This window comes from Aeromonas sp. EU05-FHT14A05 (assembly GCF_058791175.1).
Genome location: NZ_JBYTDH010000003.1, coordinates 288,365 through 308,650 on the forward strand (window position 1 = coordinate 288,365; position 20,286 = coordinate 308,650).

The 20,286-nt window shown below is 62.2% G+C and carries 21 protein-coding genes; 9 read left to right on the forward strand and 12 right to left on the reverse strand.

The window, feature by feature from the left end; genetic code table 11:
- Positions 1-47: 47 nt before the first annotated feature.
- The 3 genes from AC3WR3_RS06605 to AC3WR3_RS06615 form a co-directional block, all read right to left on the reverse strand.
- Complete coding sequence (locus tag AC3WR3_RS06605; RefSeq protein WP_492291482.1) at positions 48-989, reverse strand: DUF2950 domain-containing protein; 942 nt, start codon at positions 987-989, stop codon at positions 48-50.
- Entirely contained in the window at positions 989-2,677 is a 1,689-nt protein-coding gene (locus AC3WR3_RS06610) for a DUF3300 domain-containing protein (protein WP_492291483.1), read from the reverse strand. The genes AC3WR3_RS06605 and AC3WR3_RS06610 overlap by 1 nt, the downstream gene beginning before the upstream one ends.
- Before the next feature lie 489 nt (positions 2,678-3,166).
- Entirely contained in the window at positions 3,167-3,805 is a 639-nt protein-coding gene (locus tag AC3WR3_RS06615; protein WP_342059381.1) for an AhpA/YtjB family protein, read from the reverse strand.
- A 127-nt stretch (positions 3,806-3,932) separates the two neighbouring features.
- On the opposite strand from AC3WR3_RS06615, the gene serB reads away from it, so the two are divergent.
- Entirely contained in the window at positions 3,933-4,976 is a 1,044-nt protein-coding gene (gene serB, locus AC3WR3_RS06620) for a phosphoserine phosphatase SerB (protein WP_492291484.1), read from the forward strand.
- 29 nt (positions 4,977-5,005) lie between these two features.
- Positions 5,006-5,911: an alpha/beta hydrolase family protein gene (locus AC3WR3_RS06625; RefSeq protein ID WP_265435339.1), complete on the forward strand. Its 906-nt coding sequence runs from the start codon at positions 5,006-5,008 to the stop codon at positions 5,909-5,911.
- 92 nt (positions 5,912-6,003) lie between these two features.
- On the opposite strand, the gene AC3WR3_RS06630 is transcribed toward AC3WR3_RS06625, so the two are convergent.
- On the reverse strand, positions 6,004-8,373 hold the full coding sequence (locus tag AC3WR3_RS06630; RefSeq protein ID WP_492291485.1) for a PilZ domain-containing protein: 2,370 nt from the start codon (positions 8,371-8,373) through the stop codon (positions 6,004-6,006).
- 100 nt (positions 8,374-8,473) lie between these two features.
- Here AC3WR3_RS06630 and radA point away from each other — a divergent pair, with 100 nt between their 5' ends.
- A complete protein-coding gene (gene radA / locus AC3WR3_RS06635; protein WP_139436893.1) occupies positions 8,474-9,838 on the forward strand; it encodes a DNA repair protein RadA in 1,365 nt (454 codons plus the stop codon).
- Positions 9,839-9,895: 57 nt separating this feature from the next.
- On the opposite strand, the gene AC3WR3_RS06640 is transcribed toward radA, so the two are convergent.
- Together AC3WR3_RS06640 and rsd are read right to left on the reverse strand one after the other, a co-directional pair.
- Positions 9,896-10,279: a PilZ domain-containing protein gene (locus tag AC3WR3_RS06640; protein ID WP_025325652.1), complete on the reverse strand. Its 384-nt coding sequence runs from the start codon at positions 10,277-10,279 to the stop codon at positions 9,896-9,898.
- Between the two features lie 102 nt (positions 10,280-10,381).
- Positions 10,382-10,864 (reverse strand): sigma D regulator, encoded by a 483-nt coding sequence (rsd, locus tag AC3WR3_RS06645; protein ID WP_139436892.1) that lies wholly within the window; start codon positions 10,862-10,864, stop codon positions 10,382-10,384.
- Positions 10,865-11,202: 338 nt separating this feature from the next.
- Between rsd and hupA the strand changes: the two genes are divergently transcribed.
- On the forward strand, positions 11,203-11,475 hold the full coding sequence (hupA, locus tag AC3WR3_RS06650; protein WP_005305063.1) for a nucleoid-associated protein HU-alpha: 273 nt from the start codon (positions 11,203-11,205) through the stop codon (positions 11,473-11,475).
- Between the two features lie 113 nt (positions 11,476-11,588).
- Positions 11,589-12,014 carry a hypothetical protein gene (locus AC3WR3_RS06655; protein ID WP_265435336.1) on the forward strand — a complete coding sequence of 142 codons (426 nt, stop codon included), beginning with the start codon at positions 11,589-11,591 and terminating at the stop codon, positions 12,012-12,014.
- A gap of 75 nt (positions 12,015-12,089) precedes the next feature.
- On the opposite strand, the gene AC3WR3_RS06660 is transcribed toward AC3WR3_RS06655, so the two are convergent.
- Together AC3WR3_RS06660 and dusA are read right to left on the reverse strand one after the other, a co-directional pair.
- On the reverse strand, positions 12,090-12,239 hold the full coding sequence (locus AC3WR3_RS06660; RefSeq protein WP_492291486.1) for a hypothetical protein: 150 nt from the start codon (positions 12,237-12,239) through the stop codon (positions 12,090-12,092).
- A 2-nt stretch (positions 12,240-12,241) separates the two neighbouring features.
- Entirely contained in the window at positions 12,242-13,228 is a 987-nt protein-coding gene (gene dusA / locus AC3WR3_RS06665) for a tRNA dihydrouridine(20/20a) synthase DusA (RefSeq protein ID WP_492291487.1), read from the reverse strand.
- Positions 13,229-13,364: 136 nt separating this feature from the next.
- Between dusA and zur the strand changes: the two genes are divergently transcribed.
- The 3 genes from zur to AC3WR3_RS06680 are packed head-to-tail and all read left to right on the forward strand — an operon-like array spanning position 13,365 to position 14,507.
- Positions 13,365-13,823, forward strand: coding sequence for a zinc uptake transcriptional repressor Zur (zur, locus tag AC3WR3_RS06670; RefSeq protein WP_139436890.1), 459 nt, complete (start codon positions 13,365-13,367; stop codon positions 13,821-13,823).
- A complete protein-coding gene (locus AC3WR3_RS06675; protein WP_025325657.1) occupies positions 13,813-14,274 on the forward strand; it encodes a chemotaxis protein CheX in 462 nt (153 codons plus the stop codon). The genes zur and AC3WR3_RS06675 overlap by 11 nt, the downstream gene beginning before the upstream one ends.
- 5 nt (positions 14,275-14,279) lie before the next feature.
- On the forward strand, positions 14,280-14,507 hold the full coding sequence (locus tag AC3WR3_RS06680; RefSeq protein ID WP_454008942.1) for a hypothetical protein: 228 nt from the start codon (positions 14,280-14,282) through the stop codon (positions 14,505-14,507).
- A gap of 87 nt (positions 14,508-14,594) precedes the next feature.
- Here AC3WR3_RS06680 and brnQ read toward each other — a convergent pair whose 3' ends face one another.
- Together brnQ and AC3WR3_RS06690 are read right to left on the reverse strand one after the other, a co-directional pair.
- A complete protein-coding gene (gene brnQ, locus AC3WR3_RS06685) occupies positions 14,595-15,857 on the reverse strand; it encodes a branched-chain amino acid transport system II carrier protein (RefSeq protein ID WP_492291529.1) in 1,263 nt (420 codons plus the stop codon).
- A gap of 236 nt (positions 15,858-16,093) precedes the next feature.
- Complete coding sequence (locus AC3WR3_RS06690) at positions 16,094-16,804, reverse strand: tRNA1(Val) (adenine(37)-N6)-methyltransferase (RefSeq protein ID WP_492291488.1); 711 nt, start codon at positions 16,802-16,804, stop codon at positions 16,094-16,096.
- Between the two features lie 128 nt (positions 16,805-16,932).
- On the opposite strand from AC3WR3_RS06690, the gene srmB reads away from it, so the two are divergent.
- Positions 16,933-18,156: an ATP-dependent RNA helicase SrmB gene (gene srmB / locus AC3WR3_RS06695; RefSeq protein ID WP_342059355.1), complete on the forward strand. Its 1,224-nt coding sequence runs from the start codon at positions 16,933-16,935 to the stop codon at positions 18,154-18,156.
- A 190-nt stretch (positions 18,157-18,346) separates the two neighbouring features.
- Here the strand turns inward: srmB and yaaA are convergent, their stop codons facing one another.
- Both yaaA and AC3WR3_RS06705 read right to left on the reverse strand, forming a co-directional pair.
- Positions 18,347-19,120 carry a peroxide stress protein YaaA gene (gene yaaA, locus AC3WR3_RS06700; RefSeq protein WP_492291489.1) on the reverse strand — a complete coding sequence of 258 codons (774 nt, stop codon included), beginning with the start codon at positions 19,118-19,120 and terminating at the stop codon, positions 18,347-18,349.
- A gap of 32 nt (positions 19,121-19,152) precedes the next feature.
- On the reverse strand, positions 19,153-20,262 hold the full coding sequence (locus tag AC3WR3_RS06705; protein ID WP_429109966.1) for a PilT/PilU family type 4a pilus ATPase: 1,110 nt from the start codon (positions 20,260-20,262) through the stop codon (positions 19,153-19,155).
- Positions 20,263-20,286: the final 24 nt, after the last annotated feature.

Genomic DNA, 20,286 nt, shown 5'->3' on the forward strand with positions numbered 1-20,286 from the left:
TCAATCACGGCGCTCTCGGCTCAGGATCCCATGGTGGATAAAGGGCCCTACTCACCCTCTTCGCTCACCACCAGCGACCAGCTCTCATCGGGATCGAACAGCTGGATCGCCTCGACGGCCGTTGCGGTTTCGGCCCCTAGATCCTTTTGATAAACCCGCCCCTCGTGATTGACCATGAAGGTCATCACCCCGCTGTTGGCATAATCGGCTGGCCAGGCGATCAGGGCGACACCGTCTCTTAATTGTCCTTCGACAAAGTACTCTTTACTCCCTCCATTGGCCGCAGCCCCCTGGGCATACAGGATACGGTAGTAGTAGCCATGATAGGGGGTACGTTGACCGACCACGGCCTTGTAGCCCTCTGCGGCGGCACGGACGACCTCCTCGCCGGCCGGGCTGGCTGGTTCCCCCTCGCTTACGGGCCAATAGAGTCCATTTTGTTGGCCTGGATCACTGCGCAGTTTTGCCGCAAAGAGTCCCGCGGATTGGCCATCATGCCCCATGGCGGCGTACTCTATCTGTGCGTCGATAAAGCCACGGCACACCGCAATCGCCCCCAGCTCATTCCGGCCGATGCGGCGATAGACGATCTCTTTGGCCCCTGCGGCGCCATCGAGATACCACTTGCCATCTGTGGCCACGAGGGGGATGGGCAGTGGCCAATCCGACTCCCCCACGACCAGTATCATTTTATCCTTACCGTCGGCCACCAGTTGGTGCTTGCTCTTGAAGCTCGCGACGAAGGCGGTGCGATCATTGGCATCGGCCACCTCATCCCCCGAGCTGATGGCCTCCTCACTGTGTTCGCCGAGCAACAGCGTGAGTGCGGTGACATCATTCCGCTCCAGGGCCGTGATCAGGGCCTGCACCGCCTCATCCGGGGTGGCGAAGGTACGCTGTGCCATGGCGCTTGTGTCGCAGGCAACGGTCAGGGCCAGCATGGCCAACACCCATGAGGGAGCCCAGCTCCATTTCAACAAAGGCTTCATTATCGCGTACTCCGTCTGGGTTGAGTGGTGCGCCCGGCACGCGCGCTACTGGCCACACTTTCGCGGCCACGTTGGCTGGCGGCGCGCTCGGTTCTACCCGAATTATGTACCCCTTGGAAGGCACTCCTTGAGGTTGAGGCCGAGGCAACAGGTGCTCTGCGCGTCGCCGTCTGTGTTGCGCTCTTGCTGTGAGTGGCGCGTGGCTGGACATGGCCGCGATCGCGCGCTCCAGCGGTCTGTGGCGTGATTTGCTGCCGCTTGACCTTGTCTCCTGCGTAGTCGCCCTGGCGCGGCGTGCGTTGGGCCACATTCGCCTCCCTGTTCGCCTGTCTGGCGTCGCGCGTCACCTTGGCATTGTCGCTGTTGGGTTGGCGGTTGGCTCCCGCATAGCTCCCCTTCGGCGCGGTTGCGCGTGCCTCCCGATTCACCTCGTTGACCGCGCGCGGTGCGCCAGCGTATGCGCCTTCAGGCTGGCGATTGGCCCCCGCATAAGTCCCCTTGGGTGCGGCATCTCGTCGGGCCGTTCCTGCCGCATTATTCAGCGGGCGTTGTTCCAGGGTCGCCAGTTCGGCACGCTGGGGGCGCGCCGCCGTGATGGGGCTGTCGGCCTGGCGCAGGTAGTTGTTGGGGCCGCGCTCAAACTTCTTGAAGTAATCGTCCCCCTCGGCATTGATATAGATCTTGTTGTTAGAGCCCCGCTGATAGTTGACCGGACGGTTGTACCCATTGGCGGGACGGAAACCATTGCCATAGTTGGGGTTATAACGATAGGGAACATAACCGTCGGGATAACCCGATCCCCACCGCGGGTAATAGTAATCGCCTTCATCATCATCGTCGTTGAAGACCTCGTTGACCAACATGCCCGCACCAAAGGCGAGCAAGCCCGTCAAGACCATATCACCGCGGTCGTATTCATCCTCGTCGTCATCATCATGTTCTACCACTGTCGTGGTGGTTGTCGCAGGTGCGGTCGTTGTCGTGGTTTCTGTGGTCACCGGCGCGGGAGCCGGCCCGGCGGCGGGCGCACTATAGGCGGCGCTCGGGTCGTATTGCGGGACGTAGATGACGTCAGGGTTGGCAGGCGCAATGGTGACGATCTGCTGATTGTTCTGTTCATCCTTGGCCACTTTCATCTGTTCCGAGTCTTTCAGGTTGCCCACCTCCATCGCCTGTTGGCGCAGGCGCTGAACGGCTGCCAATACGCCCGGTTCATCGGCCAGGAAGGCACTGCCCAGCTCGGTCGTCCACTCCATCTTCAAGCACATCATGTCCATGACGGTCGGGAAGTGCATCAGCGACATGGTGGGCGGCGTAAAGCCCAGCGGCGCAATGGCGGCGGTCAGCTCTTTCCCTTTGAGATTCGGGTGGGCGACCAGCCAGTTGCCGGCATCGAGCACCTCTTGCGGATTGGTGGCGCTGGCCAGCACCTGGGCCAATACCGCATCGGGGTAAAGTGCTATGGGCGCAAGCAGGGTCTCGAGCGCCTCTGGGGTATATTGCGATGCTTGTGTGTTAATCGGCTGAGGCTGCGCTTGCGGTGCGACCGCAGCGCTGGTTGTGCTGGAGGCTGCGCTGGGCTGGACACTTTGCGTGACGGGGGGGGGCTCCTCCTTGCAGGCAGCCAATACCGTGCCGAGGGCGATCACTGCCGCCAACGCGCTACGGCGAAATAGGGGTTGTTTCATGACCTTGTTTCCTTCTGCTGGAGTGGCTGATGCGCCTCTTGCCTGAAGATGTCCACAAACGTTGTATCTCATTGCATTCAATGCGGGCGTCTCATACCGAAAACATAAACCACGAATCGAGATCACACCCCAAACCGGCTGGAAAGGGGTGAAAAATTCGTTTGTTTCTGTTTCAAGCTACGCCTGAAGCCCTGGATGTCACCAAAGTCAGGTGGGCAGATCTGAGAAGTTAAGGGCTATGGGATACCGCCTTGGGTGGTGCTCGAGATTCAATCAAGGCACTTGGGGATGGAGAAGCTCGAGAAGCTGGCTGTCGATGCAGCACAAATGGCTGGATAGGTAGGTTGAGGAACTACGGCATGAGGTGATCGTGGATCGTCACTTCGTTATCGAGCGCTTCAGCGGAGCCAAGCGTCGCGATGCTCTGTTCGATCAGAGACTCGAACGGCTGGGGCAATAACAGGACCAAGGGGTTTCGCGAGCGGCGCCTTATTCGATGCCGGGTGGCGGGGCGTTGTCGGCGGAGGACTGGCTCTGCACCGATCTCTTCTTGTGCTTGCGCACCCGCATGTAGTTACGGCGCACCCCGTAGGAGATGAGCAGGCCGGCCAGCAGCATCACCAGCAGCATCAGCCGCTGTTTCTCCTGATTCACCTTGAGGTGGGTGTCCTGCGCGGCGAGCAGCCGCTGCTCCTCCAGGGTGATCCTCAGGTAGCCCAGGGTCAGGTTCCCCTCCTGGATCTCCTGCACGAACTGGGTGCGCCCCTTGCCCTGCTCCGGCAGGGATTTGTTGTCGGTGCCGATGGGCAACAGGTTCTCGAGGGGAACGGCCTGATCCGACTGGGCGAGGGGGATGCCGCGGGCGTCGTAGAGGGTGACGTCGAGGATCTCGGGCTCGGCGGCCAGATCCTGGGCCAGGCGCTCCAGCTCGCTCTCCTTGTCCTCCTTGATCCAGCGTCGCATGTCCCGGGCGGCGTAGGCGACCAGCGCCTGGGCCCTGTCCCGCGCCGCGCTGTGCAATGCGGCCTGGCTTGCTCCCTGCATGTGGATCATCAGCACCAGCACCCAGAGACCGAGCAGGATCCCCGCTGCCAGGCTGATAACACGTTTGATGGGGAGATGACGCACAGCGCTGAGCCTCTTGGGGTGAATGGACAATGGTGGCGGGATCTTGGCGCTTGCCTGTACAAAAAGCAATACGCTACTCTGGGCCCGCATGATGAACCCCATGATCCCCAAGGAAGGCGTCTCTCTTATGTTGTTGTCCCAACTCCCCCGCTCCCCGCACGACTGGTCCCAGGCCCTGTGCGGTGCTCCCTGCTGGCAGCTTACCCCCGAGGCCCTGTGCGGTGCTCCCTGCTGGCAGCTTACCCCCGAGGCCCTGCTGCCCGCGGCCAGTGCCCATGACGGCGCCTGGCTGTTGCTGTTTGGCAAGGCGCTAGGTGCCCGCCACCTGACACAGGTGGCGACGCTGCTGGCAGACCATGGGGTCGAGGCCAGCCTCTATCCCGTGGGGGAGCAGGCCGGAGTGCCCCTGCTGCTGCTCGGCGCCAGCCGTTTCTCCCCCGAGCTGGTGCAGGCCCTCAAGGGGCAGGAGTGGGACATAGATGCCTGCCATCTCGCCACCTTGCCCACCCTGGCGCTCCCCGGGCTGCTGGTGATGGACATGGATTCCACCGCGATCCGGATCGAGTGCATCGACGAGATAGCCCGTCTGGCCGGGGTGGGTGAGCAGGTGGCGGCCGTGACGGCGGCGGCCATGCAGGGCAAGCTGGAGTTTGCCGACAGCCTGCGCAACCGGGTCGCCCTGCTGAAGGGGGCCCCTGTCGCCATCCTCGATGAGGTGGCGGCCGCCATGCCCTGGATGCCCGGCCTGCAGCTGATGGTCGACACCCTCAAGCAGGCGGGCTGGACAGTGGCGATCGCCTCCGGCGGCTTTACCCGTTTCGCCGGCGAACTGCAGCAGGCGCTGGGGCTGGACGCCATCTTCGCCAACGAGCTGGCGGTGGAGGGGGGCCTGCTGACCGGCCAGGTGAGCGGTCCCATAGTGGATGCCGCCGCCAAGGCCGAGGCGCTGCTGCAGCTGGCGCGGCAGCATGGGATCCCCGCCGCCCAGACGGTGGCGGTCGGCGATGGCGCCAACGATCTCAAGATGATGGGGGTGGCCGGGCTTGGCATCGCCATCCACGCCAAGCCCCTGGTGCGGGCCCAGGCGGCCGCCACCCTCAATCACCATGATCTGGAAGGGGTGCTCTGCCTGCTCGGCGCGCTCTCCTGCCGCGACAGGCGCTGGAGTTGAAACCCGCTCAAGGAGGAGCAGAGAACAAGATGGAACTGTTGCAACAATCCCTGTTTGTCCCCTGTGGCGAACATCGGCTCCATGTGCGCCATATCCAGCCCGGTGTCGCCATCCATGCCGACCCCATCCTGATGGTGCACGGCGCCATCGAGAACGGGCGCATCTTCTACACCGAATCCGGCAAGGGGCTGGCCTGTTTTCTGGCGCGGCATGGTTATCAGGTGTACGTGGCCGACCTGCGCGGCCGGGGTCAGAGCACGCCGGCCATCGCCGAGCGGGCCGGTCACGGCCAGCATGAGCTGATCACCGAGGATCTGCCCGCGCTGCAGCACTGGGTGGCGGCGCGCCATCCCGCGGCCAGGGTGCACTGGATGGCCCACTCCTGGGGCGGGGTCATCATGGCCTCGACCCTGGTGCGCTTCCCCGAGCTGGCGGATCAGATAGCGAGCCTGGTGTTCTTCGGCACCAAGCGGGGGGTCTCGGTGCAGAACCCCGAGCGCTGGCTGAAGGTGGACCTGATCTGGAACCGGCTGGCGCCCTGGCTGGCGCGCCGCCAGGGTTTTCTGGCTGCCCGCAAGTTGAAGATAGGGGCCGATGATGAGCCCTTGCGTTACCTGCAGGAGACCATTCCCTGGGTGAAATGCGGGCCCTGGCAGGATCCCCACGACGGCTTTGCCTATGACGAGGCCGCCGCCAGGGTGAGCTGGCCGCCGCTCTGGATGATCTCGGCCAAGGCGGACAAGGTGCTGGGTCACCCCACAGACGTGCGTCGCTTCAGCGCCGAGATGGGGTCGGCGACCCGCCATACCCGCCTCGGCCGGGATAACGGCAACCGGCTCGATTACGATCACATCAATATGCTGACGGCGCCCCAGGCCCAGGAGGATCACTTCCCCGAGATCCTCGCCTGGCTGCTCAACCCCCAGGCGGCCTGAGCGCCCGCTGAAACGGGCAGCCATCTGCCCGCCTCCCGCCCCTGATGCCGACACCTGACGGGTGAGGGCACCTGGGGTCGGCCTCTTCCGGGCTATTTCGCCGGGGGCTTGATGCCGAGCCGGAACAGGGTGGCCTCTGTGGTATCGGTCAGCTCACCGACTCCCACCACGCTCCACAGCTCCTCCTCCAGCTGCTTGGCCTTGTGAATGGCGAACTTGGCGATGTAGTCCAGCTCACCCGCGATGAAGCTGGTGTCGGGGCGACCGGTGCGGGAGATACCGACCAGCACCGAGTAGAACTCGCCCTGCTGCAGGGCCAGCTCGATGAAGCGGCGCTTCGCCTCCGGCGAGGAAAAGCTGCTGGCCAGGTGGCTGCGAAACAGGGGGGCGCCGCCCCGGGAGTGCAGGCTGGCGATGTAGACCTCCTCTTCCTCCGGCTTGTCTTCCCGCGCCAGGGTGCGCAATGGGTTGAGCAGCACTGTCTTGAGCAGGGCCCCCTGGAACAGAGGGTAGAGGTTCAGCTGCTTCTCCTGCCCGGCGCAGGCCTGCAGCAGGCCGGAGAGACTGCGCGGTCGGGGGGCCATGCCCACTGCGGCAGGCCTTGCGGCCGCCTTGAGCTTGTTGACATAGACCGGCGAGTTGAACAGGTGGTGGGTATAGAGGTTGCGCAGCGCCCGTGCCATGCCGCGGTAGCGCTTGTGCTCCCGGGTGGTCTTGAGCTTGTTCTGGTTGCTCTCTATCAGCAGGCTGAAGAACTGATGGCCGATGTGGCGCTGCGCCGTGCCTTCGATGCACAGATGCAGCACGGTACGGCTCAAATTGAGGCTGACCAGCCGATAGGGCAGGCGCTGCAAGTCCATGGTCTTGGCGAGCTCCTGCAACCTGGGCAGGGCGACGGTGACCGTCTCCCCCTTCTCCCCCTCGAATGCCTCCTCCAGCTCGATCTGCATGCCATGGGCCGAGATGTCTCGGGTCCAGCCGATCCAGGCGCGATCCTTGTGCCTGAGCACTATCGCCGTCTTGTGGACGTAGCGGGCCTCCTTGCGCAGTTGCACATAGTGCAGCGTCTCTATCTCGAAGGGGGCGGCCTGGGTGTCGTGGCCGAAGCGTTGCAAGGCGTTGGCGTTGGGCTGCTGGTTGTCGTAGTGGAATTCGCTGCGCTGGTGGTCCAGCCCTATCTCCTGCAGCAGGCCGACATAGCCTATCTGGGCGAGGCGTTCGCGCAGCAGCATGTCCTGCAGCTGATGCGACTCTCCCCGCTGGCTGTCGAGGTCGGCCTCATGCAGGGCGCAGGCCTCCAGGCTGAACTTGTAGACGCGCCAGCTGGGACGACGGGCACCGACCTGGAAGAAGAGGGCGGTCAGGCCGCTCTGCTGCAACTCTTCGCGGGTGGCGGAGAAGAAGTAGAGGTGACTGCGCACCGAGTGGGTGAAGCTGTAGATCAGGGTCTCGCGCAGCCCCCCTTTGGCGGGCAACAGGGAGGGCATGCGCGCCGCCGTGAAGAGGCTGGCGAGCATGTCGCGGTTCTTGGCGTCACGCCAGTACTCGAGGATGTGCTGGTTGTTCTCGGTGCGCAGGGCGATCTCGAGACCAGGGGCGTCGCCCTTGCCGAAGTAGAGCGGCATGCCGGTCATGCGCGGCAGGTAGAACTGTTCGTATCCCTTGATGATGGCGGCCGACAGCAGGTAGTCGACACTGACCCGATAGCGGCTGCGGTTGCGCTCGATGAAGTCACGCAGGAACTCGTCGAAGGCGGGGTGCTCGCCGCATCGAACCAGCCGCAGCCAGAATTTCCCCTCTTTCTGCTCCTCTCCCAGGAGCTGGTAGCTGATCGAGCCACGCAGCAGGGGGTGGGGGTGTTCGCGCTCCAGGCCGGTGAAGAAGACCTCGATGTGATCGCCGGTCTGGTAGTCGGGCAGATGGGGGACCGAGGCCCGGATCCCGCCCAGAGAGATGTCCGAACTCTTGGCCTGCAGCTTCTCCCCGCTCGCCAGCTTGAGCACCATGGGGGAGCTGAAGTGCATCCGCTCCTCCTGTCGGCCGTAGTGGCTGGCGAAGGGGATGGCGTTGACGTCGAAGGGGCTGAACGGGCTGGCGGGCAGGGAGAGGCTCTCGCTGCGCCCCTGATTGAGCCTGTACCAGGCTTGCAGCGCCTCGTAGACCCCGAGGGTGTAGCTGTCCCGGTAGAGGTAGCACTGGGACTGGAACTGCTCGACGGCCTCGGCGGGCATGAAGTGGGTCACCCCTTCGAACTCGTGCACCTGGCAGAGGGCCCCCAGCTCGTTGCGCATGTCGATCACCCGCCGACAGGGGGTGCACTTGCGTTTGAGTTCCATCTTCAGCAGGGAACGGCCGTTGGTATTCTCGTTCTGGGTCAGGCGGTTGAAGATCTCGTCGAAGTCCTTTTCCCGGAGCAGGGGGACAAGTTGTTCTATCAGGTGGAGTGGTTGTTCTGAATCCATGTATTCCTGCCGCGGAAAGTCACTTTTCCGATTCTGGGTTTGATCTGCCGGTCGCAAACCAGTATATCAAGCAGGAATTCATCCTGTCCCCGAGTTATCCATGGCCAAAAACAAAACCGCCTATGTTTGTTCCGAATGTGGCGCCGACTTCACCCGCTGGCAAGGTCAGTGCAGCGAGTGCAAGGAGTGGAACACCATCACCGAGGTCCGGCTGGGCGTCGCTACCCCCGGCAAGAGTGCCCGCTACACAGGTTATGCCGGCGCCGTCGGCAGCCAGGTGCAGACCCTGGCCGAAGTGGCGACCACCGAGATCCCCCGCTTCAGTTCGGGCTTCAAGGAGCTGGATCGGGTGCTCGGCGGCGGTGTGGTGCCGGGCTCGGCCATCCTCATCGGCGGCAACCCGGGGGCGGGCAAATCGACCCTGCTGCTGCAGACCATGTGCGGCCTGGCCCAGCGGATGAAGACCCTCTACGTGACCGGGGAGGAGTCCCTGCAACAGGTGGCGATGCGGGCCGGTCGGCTGGGCTTGCCCACCGACAAGCTGCGCATGCTGTCGGAGACCAGCGTGGAGCAGATCTGCATCATTGCCCAGCAGGAACAGCCGCAGATCATGGTCATCGACTCCATCCAGGTGATGCATGTGGCGGATGTGCAGTCATCCCCCGGCTCCGTCTCCCAAGTGCGCGAATCCGCGGCCCTGCTCACCCGCTACGCCAAGCAGAACCATGTCGCCATCTTCATGGTGGGCCATGTCACCAAGGACGGCACCCTGGCCGGCCCCAAGGTGCTGGAGCACTGCGTCGACTGCTCCGTGCTGCTGGACGGTGCCCACGACTCGCGTTTTCGGACCCTGCGCTCCCACAAGAACCGCTTCGGCGCGGTCAACGAGCTTGGCGTCTTCGCCATGACGGGGCAGGGGATGAAGGAGGTGAGCAACCCCTCCGCCATCTTCCTGAGTCGCGGCGAGGAGCAGGCCCCCGGCTCCATCGTCATGGTGATCTGGGAGGGGACGCGCCCCCTGCTGGTGGAGTTGCAGGCGCTGGTGGACTACTCCCAGGTCTCCAATCCGCGGCGGGTGGCGGTGGGCATGGATCACAACCGTCTCGCCATGCTGCTGGCGGTGCTGCACCGTCACGGCGGCTTGCAGATGGCGGATCAGGACGTCTTCATCAACGTGGTCGGCGGGGTCAAGGTCGAGGAGACCAGTGCGGATCTGGCGCTGCTGCTGGCCATGGTCTCCAGCTTCCGGGATCAGCCCCTGCCCAAGGATCTGGTGGTGTTCGGCGAGGTGGGGCTGTCTGGGGAGATCCGGCCCGTGCCCTCCGGCCAGGAGCGGTTGCAGGAGGCGGCCAAGCACGGTTTCCGCCGCGCCATAGTGCCTCATGCCAACGCCCCCAAGCACCCCATCGAGGGGATGGAAGTGGTGCCGGTGAAGAAGCTGTCCGATGCCCTCGAGGCGCTGTAACCACCGAAAAGAGAAACAAGAAGGAGCCAGTCAGGCTCCTTCTTCATTGCTGGCGGGTCAGGAGGGGGGGTTGTGCTCCCTGTGCTCTTGCAGCAACTGCTCCAGCTCGCGATACAGCAACTGCTCTTCACCTATGTTCAGCTCCATCATCCGCTTGAGGTGGGTGGCGCTGTCGATGTCGATGTGGTGGCAGTAGAACCCCAGCTTCTTGCTGGCCTCGTGGGTCAGTTCGACCTGCATCTTGATCTCGATGTCACTGCCGCCCAGCATGAAGCAGATCTCGTACTCCTTGTCGTCGCTGCCGACCCAATCCTCGGGCCTGAGCAGCAGGGCTCCCTGCAGGGAGACATCCACCAGCTGGGTACGCCACTGGCGCACCCCCTGGGTCAGCTTGGCGGCGGTCAAATAGAAGATTCGGGTAAAGTGGCGGCGCTCGGCCATGTTCATCTCCGGTCTGCGTGGGAGCACAGTGCTAACCATCCATGCCCCAGAGTGTAATGTAGCCGGCGCATCAGGATGTTGAACTGGCTCCAATATTGAACATCAGACCTGCTGGCGGCTGAGGGATTCGACCACCTGAAGCGCCTTGACCAGCCTGTCTTCCTGCTTGAACCTGTCCTCCAGCACGGGACCCAGCTGATTCAGATCCTCATCGAGCTGCAACAGCTGGGCCTCGTCGGCATTGCTGTATTTGTCGTTGAATTCCAGGGCAAACTCGGTGCAGGCACGGATATGGGGATAGATGCGTTTGGCCAGTTCCAGCTTGTCACCGCTGGCTTGCTCGAAGGCGGTGACCACGTGGTTGTAGATCTCGAAATGACCGGCGCTGACGTAGTCGACCAGTTGCTCGCAGAAGCGTTGCAGTTCGACATGACCGGGAAGGGAGCGTTGCTTGGACTTGGTGGGCATGAGCCCGGCCAGTCGCATGTACTCGACCAGCAATGCCTGCCTGGCATCCAGCCAGTCATCGATAGCCCTGTGCTTGCCTGCCAACGCGCGCTTGGTTTGTTCCAGTTCAGTTAACATAGTCCCTCCATGGGCATGGCATGAAGCGCGATGGCTGCAGGCCTTCGGTCATTCTCAGCGACTGACGACACTCCTATAACTAGGGAAAATCCTGTTGACCGTCAATAGGAGTGTGGGGATATTGTTACATCAGGCGGGGGTTTGCATACAAGTCTCCGTCGGTTTCTGGTCCCGCGTCGCTTGTCAGGAGGACGCAGGGGCGAGATATGTGACTATTTCCGCAGATCTTGATGAAAACCCCAGCATTCAAGCCAATCCGGCTGATAAAGCCTTTGCCTGAGTGTTTTTTTTTGAATAGAGTGGCCCGGTGCTAAATGCCCGATCATAAAGGAAATGTTATGAACAAAGCTCAACTTGTCGATGCAATTGCCGCCAAAGCAGACCTGAGCAAAGCTCAGGCCAAAGTTGCTCTGGAAGAGATCATCAATGGTATTACCCAGAGCCTGAAAGAGGGCGATGCCGTTCAGTTGGTGGGTTTTGGTACCTTCAAGGTCAACCATCGCGCGGGCCGCACCGGTCGTAACCCGCAAACTGGTAAAGAGATCCAGATTGCAGCCGCCAATGTGCCGTCCTTTGTGGCAGGCAAGGCGCTGAAAGACGCCGTCAAGTAATCGCGTAAAGTAATCAAATGAAACCCGGCTATTGCCGGGTTTTTTCTTGCCATCTTCGTTAAAATTTGTTTCAGATACACTCAGGATATGGCATGCGCTGTAGTGAGGTGGATATGGAACAGAAGAATGCCATCCGGCAGGTGGCCGTGCCCTGGGCACCCTCCCGCCAACTTCCCCCCGGCCTGGTTGTGGCCGAACTGCATCAGGATATCTGGAGTGACAATCTGACGGTCGTGTTGGGGCGCGCCCGCAGCATAGACCTGCCGCCGCAGCCGCTGTGCCGGGTCAGTTTCCGCCATATCTTCGCCGTGAGGGTGATGGAGGATTGCGATCTGGCGGAAGGGCGGGACAGCCACGTCATCGAGGAGCAGATCCAGCTGATCACGCCGTCCCGTTTCGCCAGCTGGTTCCATCAGGAGTCCGATGGCCTGCACCTAGACGAGGACTTGCAGCACTATCGCATCTCGACCTGGGATTACTGCGCCGACGTGCTGACCTCCTCCCCTCCGGAATTGCAGTTTGTGGCACCGGAGGAGTGAACGGGCGCCATCATCCAGATAAAAAAGCCGGAACATCGCTGTTCCGGCTTTTTCTTGCCTGAGTGGCTGGCGGGCTCAGCCGAGCAACTGCTCCCTGTGCAGACCGAGCACTATCAGTAGCCCGAGCAGATAGAAGGCGCTGAGCTTGAGGCCGAGGATGGCCAGCATGCCGGCACAGAGGCGAACCAGCGCCTTGTGCAGCCAGGAACCGGTGAAGCGATACATGCTTACTCCACCGACTCGGCGCTGGCGAATTCCGGCACCTTGGCCATGGCGTCCAGCACCACCTGGATGCCGGCCCCGAGTTTGCAGGCATTTTCGCTCAGGTGACGGCGCCAGGCTCGGGCCCCCTGCATGTTCTGGAACAGGCCCAGCATGTGGCGGGTCATGTGGGAGAGGTAGTTGCCCTTGGCCAGCTCCTGCTCCATGTAGGGCAGCATCATGCGCACCACCTCGTGGCGGCTCGGCACCTCGCCCCCCAGACCGAATACCCGGTTGTCGACCTCGGCCAGGATGTAGGGGTTCTGGTACGCCTCGCGCCCCATCATGACTCCGTCCACCTGCTGCAGGTGCTCCAGGGTCTGCTCGAGGGAGTTGACCCCGCCGTTGATGGCGATGGTCAGCTCGGGATAGTCCTGCTTGACCCGGTAGACGCGCGGGTAGTCGAGCGGCGGGATCTCGCGGTTCTCCCGGGGGCTCAGGCCGCTCAGCCAGGCCTTGCGGGCGTGGACGATGAAGGTCTCGCAACCGGCATCGCGCACCTGCTCGATGAAGGCCTGCAAGAATTCGTAGGAGTCCTGTTCATCGATGCCGATGCGGGTCTTCACCGTCACCGGAATGCCCACCACATCGCGCATCGCCTTGATGCAGTCGGCCACCAGGGCGGGCTCTCCCATCAGGCAGGCGCCGAAACGGCCGTTCTGGACGCGATCCGACGGGCAACCCACGTTGAGGTTGATCTCGTCATAGCCGCGCTCCTCGGCCAGCCTGGCACAACGGGCCAGGTCCGCCGGGTTGCTGCCACCCAGCTGCAGGGCGAGGGGATGTTCCTGCTCGCTGTAACCCAGATAATCCCCTTTGCCGTGGATGATGGCGCCCGTGGTCACCATCTCGGTATAGAGCAGGGTCTGGCGGGTCATCAGACGGTGGAAATAACGGCAATGCCGATCGGTCCAGTCCAGCATGGGGGCGATGGAGAAGCGCTGCGCCTGCATAAAAATCATCCGGGTTGGCAAAATAAGGGGCCGGATTCTACCACAAGGTGAGACAGCCTCAGAAAATGAATTTTGTCGCCGCGCACAGGGGGCCCTGTGATAGTATCCGGCTAATTGACAGGGTATCTGCGTGAACATGAATCAAGACCTACTTCTACAACGAGCGGAACGTCTCTGCGACCAGCGGGGGATCCGTTTCACCCCGACCCGGCGCCAGGTGTTCCGGCTGCTTGCCGCCCATGGCAATGCCATCAGCGCCTACGATCTGCTGGCCCAGTTGCAGCAGACCGAGGCACATGCCAAACCCCCCACCGTCTACCGGGCACTCGATTTTCTGCTCGAGCAGGGGTTCGCCCACAAGGTGGAGTCGCTCAACGCCTTCATCTTCTGCTGCCACTTCGACCATGCCCATCCCATGCAGCTGCTGATCTGCGATCGCTGCAAGGAGGTGGTGGAGCTGCACGATCCCGCCATCGACAGCGCCTTTTCCGAGCAGGCTCGCCAGCATGGTTTTACTATTACCAACAAGACCATAGAGGCCCATGGTCAATGTGCTCGTTGCTCTGACACAGTAGGAAGTGAAGATGAAGGCTGATTTTGTAAACCCGTTCCTGCTCTCCCTGCTCAATGTGCTCTCCACCATGGCACAGCTGGAGCTCAAACCCGGCGCACCCAAGCGCAAGACGGACGAGCTGGCGCGGGGGGATGTCTCCGGCCTCATCGGCATGGTGGGTCCGCAGACCCGAGGGTCGCTCTCCATCAGCTTCGAGAAGGGGCTGGCGCTGGAGATCATGCGCCGCATGCTGGGGGAGGCACCGGCCACCATCAACGAAGAGGTGACCGACATGGTGGGCGAGATCACCAACATGGTGACCGGCGGCGCCAAGCGCATGCTGGGGGAGAAGGGCTATGAGTTCGACATGGCGACCCCCATCATAGTCTCCGGTCCCAACCACACCATCACCCACAGGGCTGACGGTGCCAAGATCATGATGCCGTTCGATTCCGAGTACGGCCGTGCCACCATAGAGATCTGCTTCGAGTAACCGCCATGTGGACGATGCTGAAATGGACTGTCATCGGGGGAGTCGTGCTGCTTATCCTGTCGGATATCCAGATCAGCACCTCCCTCTACAAGTACGAAGACAACAGCGTGCAGATCAACTTCCCGCGCTGGCAGAGTGAGCAGCCCTGGGGCACCCTGCGCTGGCATGCCGGCCAGGTCGAGAGCCACTGGTACGGGCTGGCCGGCAAACCCAGGCCGGCATCCGTGCTCTGAGCACTAACCCGATTTGCCATGCACCCGTTGCACAAATGAAAGAGGCCAGCGAAAGCTGGCCTCTTTTTCATGTCGTCGGGATGAGGATCAGGCGGCTTCGGCGGCCAGCTTGTCACCACCGCGCACCAGGGTGCCCAGGCCGCAGGCCAGCAGGGTGGGCAGCAACCAGGCCAGGCCCTTGTCAAACAGCGGCAGGAAGGCGAATGCATCCATCTTCATGCCGGCAGCACCCAGACCGTCCAGGCAGCCGAACAGGAAGGCAACCAGCAGCACGGAGCGGAACACCAGGCGGGGACGCCCGAAGTAACCCTTCAGGAAGGTGACCAGCACCAGGGCCACGGCCACCGGATAGATGGCGACCAGCACCGGGATGGAGAGGCTGATGAGCTGGCTCAGACCGACGTTGGCCACCACGGCGCAGACGACCCCCAGCAGCAGAACCAGCTTCTGGTAGCTCACGCCGGTGAGGTTGTGGAAGAAGTCGGAGCAGGCGGAGATCAGGCCCACGGCTGTGGTGAAGCAGGCCAGGGTGATGATGGCTGCCAGGATAAACTGACCCGGCTGGCCGAACAGGCTCAGCACATAGGCGTTGACGATGGCGCCGCCATTGCTGACGTCGGTGGCGACACCGGCTGCGGTGTTGCCCAGCTGGAACAGGGAGACATAGACCACGGACAGGCCGATGGCGGAGATGATGCCGGCGATGGCCAGGTACTTGAACTGGCTCTGGTAATCGTGGATGCCTTTCTTGCGCAGCAGATCGACGATCAGGGCGCCAAACATCAGGGACGCCAGGGTATCCATGGTGTTGTAGCCTTCCAGGATCCCTTTCACCAGGGGGCTGTTCTGATAGTCGCCGGACGCGGCGGGCATGGTGCCCTGCGGTGCGACGAAGACGCCGACGGCCAGGGTCAGCAGCAGCAGCATCAGCACCGGGGTCAGGAATTTGCCGATGGCATCCATCAGCTTGCCCTGATTGAGGGAGACCAGAATGGCCACGCCAAAGAAGACCACTGTGTAGGCGGCCAGGCCGGATTGACCCATGTCACCGAGGAAGGGCTTGAGGCCCATCTCGTAGGCCACCAGGCCGGTACGGGGGGCGGCGAAGGCCGGGCCTATGATGATGTAGATGGCGACGGCCAGCGCGGTGGCGACGCCTGTGGGCAGCAACTTGGTCATGCCGGCCCAGCCGTTGCCAGCCTTGGCGACGGCGAGAATGGTGATGAGGGGCAGACCCACAGCGGTCACCAGGAAGCCCAGCATGGCCAGGGAGAGGTGCTCACCCGCCATGTAACCGGCCAGGGGCGGGAAGATGATGTTGCCTGCGCCCAGATAGAAGGCGAAGGTCATGAAGCCCAATCCGAGTACATCGGACAATGTGAGTGATTTCGTCAAGTTCAACCTCGTCTGTCTTGTAAACTATTGCTTGTTATAGTTTTTTATTGGTCAGTGACCGGCGTTGTTCAGGGGTAAAAAAAAGGAGCCCCGCTGCTTTTTTCATCGCCACCAGTGGTTTGAGCTGGTCTTGAGCGGGCGCTCGTTTGCTAGTCAGCATAATGATGTGAAAAAATAGTTCAAGGCGAAATTTACATCTTCAAATAGAAGGGGTGGGTTAGTTGGATGTATCTGTCGGAATAGCCTCCGGCAGTAGAATGGATCACAATTTCACCCTGCTCGCACCTGCTTAATCCTCTGCCAAGTAGCAATAAAACGCGATTTGCCTCTTTCCCCTCCCTGGTGATAACAGCTGTATAACAAAGGCTGTACAGATCATAATCTGCCGAGATGCATAAAATTTCATCTGCCATGGCGGTGGGCAGCACCAGCGCCAGCCGCCCATCCTGACTCAGCAGACGACGGCTTGCCGCCAGCAGCGAATGGGGATCGAGCGCGCCAGTGTGCCGGGCGAGCGCCCTGGCCGGATCGCTAAATACCTGACCTGCAACGAAATAGGGCGGGTTGGAGACGATGAGATCGTAAGGCGCCGCCCGATAATCCTGAATGGCGCTCTCTATGATGCTGACCCGGGCGGCCCAGGGGGAGGCCGCCACGTTGTCCCTGGCCTGCTCGGCTGCATCCTTATCCAGTTCCACCCCGTCGATCCGGCAGTCGTTCGTGCTGCGCTGGGCCAGCATCAGGGCGATGAGGCCGGTGCCGGTGCCGATGTCGAGGATCCGGCGGGCGTTGTCGACCGGCGTCCAGGCTCCCAGCAGTATGCCGTCTGTGCCCACCTTCATGGCACAGCGGTCATGGTCGATGTGAAATTGTTTGAAGGTAAAACCGCTGCTACGCCCCATCTGACCCTCGTTGCTCGTCTGCCATGGCGAAAATGGTCGGCGATTATAGCGGCTAAGCCACAGTCGCCATAGGAGCCGGCGGCATAATCGCCTATAATCTGCCGTTTCCTTAATGACCGAGTATTGCCATGAGCCAGTCCTTTGATGATTTCGACCTGAATCCAGCCCTCAACCGGGCCTTGGCCGAGATGGGTTTCACCCGCCCCACCACCATTCAGCAGATGGTGCTGGAGCCAGCCCTGGACGGCCGCGATATTCTGGCATCCGCTCCGACCGGTACCGGCAAGACAGCCGCCTTCCTGCTGCCCGCCATGCAGCACCTGCTGGACTTCCCGCGTCGCAAGCCGGGCCCGTGCCGCATGCTGATCCTGACCCCGACCCGCGAGCTGGCGCTGCAGGTCAGTGCCCATGCCAGGGCGCTGGCGGTGCATACCCATCTCAGCATCGAGACCATCATCGGCGGCGTCAGCCATGAAGAGCAGTTGCCGGCCCTGACCAAGACCACCGACATAGTCGTGGCCACCCCGGGTCGCCTGCTGGAGTACATAGAGAAGGAAGAGTTCGAGAGCCACGACATCGAGGTGCTGGTGCTGGATGAAGCGGACCGCATGCTGGACATGGGCTTCATCAAGGATGTGAACCGCATCGTGGCAGAGGCCCGCTACCGCAAGCACACCATGCTCTTCTCCGCCACCCTGGAAGGGGCCGGTCTCGAGAAGTTCGCGAGCGAAATCCTCAACGATCCGGTGGAGCTGCATGCCGAGCCGCCCCGCAGCGAGCGCCGCCCCATCACCCAGTGGGTGCACCTGGCCGATGATGCCGCCCACAAGCTGGCGCTGCTGATCCACATTCTGAAGGATCCCCAGACCCAGAAGGCCATCGTCTTCGTCAAGACCCGCGAGCGGCTGGCGGAGCTCTCCGGTCAGTTGCAGGCCGCCGGCGTCCCCTGTGCTTGGATCCGTGGCGAGATGGAGCAGAGCAAGCGTATTGAATCGATCCGCAAGTTCCATGAAGGGGAGGTGCCCTTCCTCATCGCCACCGACGTGGCCGCCCGTGGCATCGACCTGCCCAACGTCAGCCACGTCATCAACTACGACATGCCCTACGGCACCGACGTCTACGTGCACCGTATCGGCCGGACCGGCCGTGCCGGTAACCGTGGCTGCGCCATCAGCCTGGTGGAAGCCCACGACATGGCCATGGTGGCCAAGATAGAGCGCTACACCGAGGAGCGTCTCAAGCGCCGGGTGATCGAGGAGCTGCGTCCGAGACACAAGGAGGCGCGGGTGCCGGTGAAGAAGAAAAAGCCGAAGGATGGCAAGAAGAAGAGCGCCAAGAAGAAAAAGAAGTAATGCCCATCGACGCTGCAACGGCCATCCTCGGATGGCCGTTTTGCTGCCTGTCACCCGGGCCTGTGCCGATGTGGTGAGAAGCGCGCAGAAAAAAGCCGACGCATGAACGTCGGCCAACAAAAAGTGCTTACAACAGAGGATTCATAGGTTCAGACCCGGGGATCCCGAACTTGGTTCCCTCCATTTGTAATTAATTTTCAGCGCGCTTGAACATCAGGGTGCGATGGTCGGACTCTTGTGGCACGAAATAGTAGCCAGCCTCATTGAACCCGGTCAGCTGGGTCACCTCGGTCAGCCTGTGCTTGATGATGTGGCGAGCCATCATGCCGCGGGCCTTCTTGGCGTAGAAGCTGATGATCTTGAACTGGCCGTTCTTCTCGTCCTTGAACACCGGCGTCACTATGCGGCCCTTCAGGGCCTTTGGGCGAACCGACTTGAAGTATTCGTCGGAGGCCAGATTGATCAGCACCTCGCTGCCCTGCACGGCCAGCGCCTTGTTCAGGTGCTCGGTGATGATGTCACCCCAGAACTGGTAGAGATCCTTGCCGCGCTCGTTGTCGAGGCGGATCCCCATCTCCAGCCGATAGGGCATCATCAGATCCAGCGGTCGCAACACCCCGTAGAGGCCGGAGAGCATGCGCAGGTGCGCCTGGGCAAAATCGAGGTCGGCCTCGCTGAAATCCTCCACGGCCAGGCCGGTGTAGACGTCCCCCTTGAAGGCCAGCAGCGCCTGGCGGGCATTGCTCGGGGTGAAGTCCGGCTGCCACTGGGCAAAGCGGGCGGCGTTGAGTCCCGCCAGCTTGTCGCTGATCTTCATCAGGCTGGCGATCTGATCCGGGGTCAGCTGCCTCGCCCTGTGGATCAGCTGGGCGGAGTGATCCAGCAGCTCGGGCAGGGTGAAACGGGAGGTCACCAGCGGCGACTCGTAATCCAGCGTCTTGGCCGGGGAAACCACAATCAGCATAACTGTCCTTTACTAGCGGTGACGCACGCCCCTCATTCATCCAGGGTCACGTTGTCGAGTGTGCCTGCACCCAGCTGCTCGCGACCCGACAGCTTGATCAGCAGTCGCAGGTCGTTGGCGGAGTCGGCATGGGCAAGGGCCTCACTGTAGCCAATTTGGCCGGCGCAGAACAGGGTGAACAGCGCCTGATCGAAGGTCTGCATGCCGAGCTCGCCCGATTTGGTCATCACCTCCTTGAGCCTGTGCATCTCGCCCTTGCGGACTATGTCGGTGATGAGCGGGGTGTTGAGCAGTATCTCGAAGGCGGCGACCCGGTGGCTGCCATCGGTGCAAGGCATTAGCTGCTGCGCCACTATGGCGCGCAGGTTGAAGGAGAGATCGAACAGGAACTGGCGGTGTTTCGCCTCTGGCACCAAGTGGAGGATGCGATCCAGCGCCTGGTTGGCATTGTTGGCGTGCAGGGTGGCGAGGCAGAGGTGGCCCGTCTCGGCAAACTGGATGGCCAGCTCCATGGTCTCCTGGTTGCGGATCTCGCCGATGAGGATGACGTCCGGCGCCTGGCGCATGGAGTTCTTGAGGGCCACGTCGAAGGATTCGGTATCGATGCCGACCTCCCGCTGGGTCACCAGGCAGCGACCATGCTGGTGGACGAACTCCACCGGATCCTCCACCGTCAGTATGTGGCCATCGCCGTGCTGGTTGCGGTAGCCGATCATGGCCGCCTGGGTGGTGGACTTGCCGGCGCCCGTGGCGCCGACGAACAGCACCAGGCCGCGCTTGGCCATGGCGACCTCCTGCAGTATGGGGGGCAACACCAGCTCCTCGAAGGTGGGAATGCGGGTCTCGATACGGCGCAGCACCATGCCCGGCATATCCTGCTGCCAGAAGGCGCTGACCCGAAATCGCCCCAACCCCTCGCGGTGGATGGCATAGTTTGCCTCCCGGCTATGCAGGTAGCGCTCGAAGTGCGCCTCGTCCAGGCTCTCCCTGACCAGGGCCAGCGCCGCCTGCTTGTCCAGCGGCCCCCCCTCGAGTGGCACCAGGCGCCCGTTGACCTTGAGGGTGGGAGGGGCATCGACCGTGATGAAGAGATCCGAGCCCTTTTGTTCAACCAGTGCAGCGAGCAGAACATCCATGTGCATAGTGTCTCCTTGGGTGTGAAAGCA